At 70.5% G+C, this 4,872-nt stretch carries 4 protein-coding genes and 1 pseudogene; all 5 read left to right on the top strand.

Going from position 1 to position 4,872, the window contains the following annotated elements; genetic code table 11:
* A pseudogene (locus M8J74_RS43235) lies at nt 1–1,291 on the top strand (nitrate- and nitrite sensing domain-containing protein); the annotation flags it as partial.
* 9 nt (nt 1,292–1,300) lie between these two features.
* Nucleotides 1,301–1,714: a roadblock/LC7 domain-containing protein gene (locus tag M8J74_RS43230; RefSeq protein ID WP_058928156.1), complete on the top strand. Its 414-nt coding sequence runs from the start codon at nt 1,301–1,303 to the stop codon at nt 1,712–1,714.
* A 111-nt stretch (nt 1,715–1,825) separates the two neighbouring features.
* Entirely contained in the window at nt 1,826–2,221 is a 396-nt protein-coding gene (locus M8J74_RS43225) for a DUF742 domain-containing protein (protein WP_016432454.1), read from the top strand.
* Entirely contained in the window at nt 2,202–2,777 is a 576-nt protein-coding gene (locus M8J74_RS43220) for a GTP-binding protein (RefSeq protein WP_058922977.1), read from the top strand. The genes M8J74_RS43225 and M8J74_RS43220 overlap by 20 nt, the downstream gene beginning before the upstream one ends.
* Before the next feature lie 387 nt (nt 2,778–3,164).
* Nucleotides 3,165–4,872 (top strand): sensor histidine kinase (locus tag M8J74_RS43215; RefSeq protein WP_249841637.1); only part of this gene is annotated, 1,708 nt, incomplete at its 3' end.

Raw genomic sequence — 4,872 nt, 5'->3', positions numbered from 1 at the left:
CGTACCGCCGCAGTCCCCGCCCCAGGCCCCCGCCGAGAACGAGGGCCGCGGCCGCCGCGGCCGTCGGCCGCAGCTGCCGGGCCGTGGCGGACCGCGGGCCGAGCTGCCCGGTGGCGACACGCAGCCGCGCACGCCGAGCTGGAGCGACGACAACGCCCAGCCGCCGGTGCCGCGCGCCTCGCTGGACACCCCGCGCGGGCACGACGACACCTCGCGGATGCCGCGCTTCGACGACCACCAGGGTCCGGGCGCCACGACGGAGATGCCGGCCATCGGGCGCGGCGACGACCGTCAGGGCCTCGGGGCCGCCGACTTCGAGCGGCCCGCGTTCGGCAACGACCCGCACAACACGGGCCAGTTCGCCCGTCCCGGGATGGACGCGCCGCACAACACCGGCGAGTTCGCCCGCCCGGGCATGGACTCCCCGCAGGACAACGGCCAGTTCGGCCGTCCCGGTGCGAACGGCTCGCAGAACACCGGCGAGTTCCCGCGTCAGGACTACGGCGTCCCGCAGAACGGCACGCAGGGCCAGCAGGGCTCGTTCGTCCGGCCCGACGTCTTCGGCAGCGCGAACGGCCAGGGCGGCACCCCGCAGAACAACGGCCAGTACCCGAGCCCGTCGTCCTTCGACGCCGGCTCCACGGGCCAGTTCGCGGTGCCGGGCTACGACGGCTCCTCGACCGGGCAGCACTCCCTGCCGGGGCGTCAGAACCCGTCCGGCAACGGGCAGTTCGAGCGCCCGCAGAACGGCGGCGACTTCGGTGCCCCGCGCCAGCCCGTCCCGCCGCGTCCGCAGCGGCCGGTCCGGCAGGAGCCCGAGGCGCTGCCGCCGGCCACCGGCCCGGGCGACGGCCGTACCCCGCTGTACGACACGCTGGAGACCAACTGGTTCCACGGCGGTCCGGGCGGCGAGGGCCGGCCCGGCGAGGGCAACGGTTCCGTCCCCGCCCAGCAGCAGCCGCAGGCCGCTGCACCTCAACGTCCCGCGACCTCGTCGTGGCGCACCTCCCCGAACGACGACCTCGTCCGGCAGGCGGAGCGCGTACGGCAGCCGGCCGCGGGCGGCGTCACCACCTCCGGCCTGCCGCGCCGGGTGCCCCGGGCGAACCTCGTCCCGGGCACGGCTCAGCAGCAACAGCACCAAGCAGGTCCGCAGGTCTCGCGTGCGCCTGACGACGTACGCGGCCGGCTGACCAATCTCCGTCGGGGCATCGCACAGGGTCGACAGGCCGGTACGGGTACCGGCCAGACCGGCAGTTTCCCCAGCCCCACTCACCAGCAGGAGCGATAGTTGAGCCAGATGAGCCAGGCGGCACAGAACCTCAACTGGTTGATCACCAACTTCGTGGACAACACCCCAGGGGTGTCCCACACCGTCGTCGTATCCGCCGACGGACTCCTTCTGGCGATGTCCGAAGGCTTCCCGCGTGACCGCGCCGACCAGCTCGCGGCCGTCGCGTCCGGACTCACCTCGCTGACGGCCGGGGCCTCCCGGATCTTCGAGGGCGGCGCCGTGGCGCAGACGGTCGTCGAGATGGAGCGGGGTTTCCTCTTCCTCATGTCCGTCTCGGACGGCTCGTCCCTGGCCGTGCTCGCGCACCCCGAGTGCGACATCGGCCTGGTCGGCTACGAGATGGCGCTGCTGGTAGACCGCGCGGGCGCGGTCCTCACGCCCGACCTGCGCGCCGAACTCCAAGGCAGTCTGCTCCACTGACCCGCACCGGCACCACCCGTCTCACCAAACCACCGTCCGGCCGCCACAATCCCCCCACCGGCCCCGTCAGACGGCTTGCCCGACCGACTTGCTGTCCCGCCCGGAGGATTCATGACCCCGCCCACCGCCTCTCATGATCCGTACGCGGAGCCGTACGAGGATGAGGGCGACCAGCCGCTGGTACGTCCTTACGCGATGACCGGTGGCCGGACCCGGCCGCGCTATCAGCTCGCCATAGAGGCGCTGATCAGCACCACGGCCGACCCGGCAGCACTCATGGGGCTGCTCCCGGAGCACCAGCGCATCTGCCACCTGTGCCGTGAGGTCAAGTCGGTGGCCGAGGTGTCGGCCCTCCTCGCCATGCCGCTGGGTGTGGCCCGGATTCTCGTCGCGGACCTGGCCGAGGCCGGGCTCGTCGCCATCCACCAGCCGGGTGGCGACGAGACGACCGGTGCACCGGACGTGACCCTGCTCGAAAGGGTGCTCAGTGGACTTCGCAAGCTCTGACGGAGGTAGGGCGACCACCTCCGCGAAGATCGTCGTGGCGGGAGGGTTCGGCGTCGGCAAGACCACGTTCGTGGGTGCCGTCTCCGAGATCAACCCGCTGCGCACCGAGGCCGTCATGACGTCCGCGTCCGCGGGCATCGACGACCTCACGCACACCGGGGACAAGACCACCACCACGGTGGCCATGGACTTCGGACGTATCACGCTCGACCAGGACCTGATCCTGTATCTGTTCGGCACGCCCGGTCAGGACCGCTTCTGGTTCATGTGGGACGACCTGGTGCGCGGCGCGATCGGCGCGGTGGTGCTCGTGGACACCCGGCGCCTGGCCGACTGCTTCCCCGCGGTCGACTACTTCGAGAACAGCGGTCTGCCCTTCGTCGTCGCCCTCAACGGCTTCGACGGGCACCAGCCGTACGCCCCCGAGGAGGTTCGGGAAGCGCTGCAGATCGGCCCGGACACGCCGATCATCACGACGGACGCCCGCCACCGCGCGGATGCCAAGAGTGCGCTGATCACGCTGGTCGAGCACGCGCTCATGGCACGGCTGCGATAGCACTCAAACCAGCCATGTCGTACGGCAGTTGTCGTAGACGCATCGGAGCCGGCTGTGGCCTTTGACACGGTCGGCCCCGGTGTTCATAACGTTTCGGCAGAGGAATCGGGTGGTACGGCCACGGGTCGTTGCCAACTGGTGTCGCTGCGCACACAAAGGCCCCGTCTTTTGACGGGGCTCGCTCTTTATGACCGTTTTATCTGGGGCTTACATCACACGCAATCAGCGCTTTCCACTGTTTGGAAGAGCGCAGGCCGTCGTGCTGGAATGCCTGAACTGCCCATTAGTCAAAGACGTACTCCGTAGTACTGCGTACGCGATGACGTACTGGGCTCTGAGACACTGCGGCACGACGTTGGTGCCCGCCGCCGAGAGGTTGTTGGTCGAGTGAGGCGAAGCAAGAACGGTCCCGAGCCGTCGGCCCGGGGCAACTTCACCCCGCCGCCGCGCGGAGCGGCGCCCGCCCCTGTGCCCGTATCCGAGACCCCGGCCGCGTCCGCATCGAGCGGTGGCCGTTTCTCCCCCCGCAACTGGCGCGTGCCCACCCGGCTGAACGCGATCCTGCTCATACCCGTGGCCGTCGGCCTGGTCATGGGCGGCTTCCAGGTGAAGAACTCCATCGACACCTGGCAGGACGCCCGGGACGCGGAGAACACCGCCCGCCTGGTGGCGGCCGCCCTCACCTACAGCAACGCGCTCCTCGTCGAGCGTGACACCACCGCCGCGCCGCTGCTGAAGGGCAAGAGCCAGACCGCCGCCGACAAGGCCCTGGTCGCCAAGCTCCGCAAGCAGACCGACCAGGCCGCCGACGAGTTCGACGCCGCGGCCCGCAACATGCCGGACCGGCCCAACCTGGTCCGCCGCCTGGAGCGCTTCCGCAAGGTGGAGCCGGAGCTCGCGACGATCCGGAAGTACGCCTACACCTCCAAGTACAAGGGGGTGCAGACCGAAGAGACCTACGTCGACATGGAGCACCCCCTGCTGGAGTTCTCCAACGAGCTCGGTCTCGGCACCGGCAACATCACCAGCTACGGCCGCTCCGTCTACGCCATCGCCCTGGCCAAGGGCGCCCTCTCGCTCGAGCGCTCCATCGGCATGCACCTGCTGGTCAACCCGGGTCCCAAGGACACCGATCTGACCCGCCAGCGCACCGCCCTGACCTCGTACGCCTACCTGGAGGGCATCGCCCTGCAGGAGTACCAGGCCGGCGGCACCGACGAGGACCTCGCCAAGCTCAAGACGGCCGAGAACCAGATCAAGGTCGACGGCGCGGCGATGGCCAAGCAGGCCGCCGCGCAGGCGGCCGCCCAGAACCAGAAGTACGTGCCGCCGCCGGCCAACCCCACCGACATGATCGCGGGGATGTCCCAGCTGCAGACGACGGCTCCGGCCGCTCGTGAGGCGCTGGCCGGGGAGGGCATCAGCGCGCAGAACTGGTGGGGCGTCACGACCCTCAAGTTCGACGCGTACCGCAAGCTGGAGAAGGAGAAGGCCGACACCGCGGTGAGCGAGGCGTCGACCATCGCCGACAACGCCAAGCGGGACGCCCTGATCACCGGCGCCATCGTCATCGTCGCGCTGCTGCTCGCGTTCATCCTGGCCGGCGCCGTCGCCCGGCAGATGTCCCGCTCGATGCGCCAGCTGCGCAACGCCGCCTTCGGCATCGCCGAGCAGCGCCTGCCGATGCTCGTCGACCAGCTCTCGCGCACCGACCCCGGCCGGGTCGACACCCGGGTCGCCCCGATCCCGATCCACACCAAGGACGAGATCGGCGAGGTCGCCCGCGCCTTCGACCAGGTCCACCGCGAGGCCGTCCGGCTCGCCTCCGAGCAGGCCCTGCTCCGCGGCAACATCAACGCGATCTTCACCAACCTCTCCCGGCGCAACCAGTCGCTGATCGAGGGCCAGCTGACCCTGATCACCGACCTGGAGAACAACGAGGCCGACCCGGACCAGCTGGAGAACCTCTTCCGCCTGGACCACCTCGCGACCCGTATGCGCCGCAACGGCGAGAACCTCCTGGTGCTCGCGGGCGAGGAGCCCGGCCGCCGCTGGGACCAGCCGGTCCCGCTGGTCGACGTCCTGCGCGCCGCCT

The organism is Streptomyces panaciradicis, assembly GCF_023516615.1.
In the GTDB taxonomy this organism is placed as follows: Bacteria; Actinomycetota; Actinomycetes; order Streptomycetales; family Streptomycetaceae; genus Streptomyces; species Streptomyces panaciradicis.
Note: the sequence above shows the minus strand (reverse complement) of the source record. Positions and strands in the feature narration are given on the sequence as shown.

Coding starts and splice junctions, on each gene's coding strand:
- M8J74_RS43230 (WP_058928156.1), top strand. CDS start 1,301: ATGAGCCAGGCGGCACAGAACCTCAACTGGTTGATCACCAACTTCGTG.
- M8J74_RS43225 (WP_016432454.1), top strand. CDS start 1,826: ATGACCCCGCCCACCGCCTCTCATGATCCGTACGCGGAGCCGTACGAG.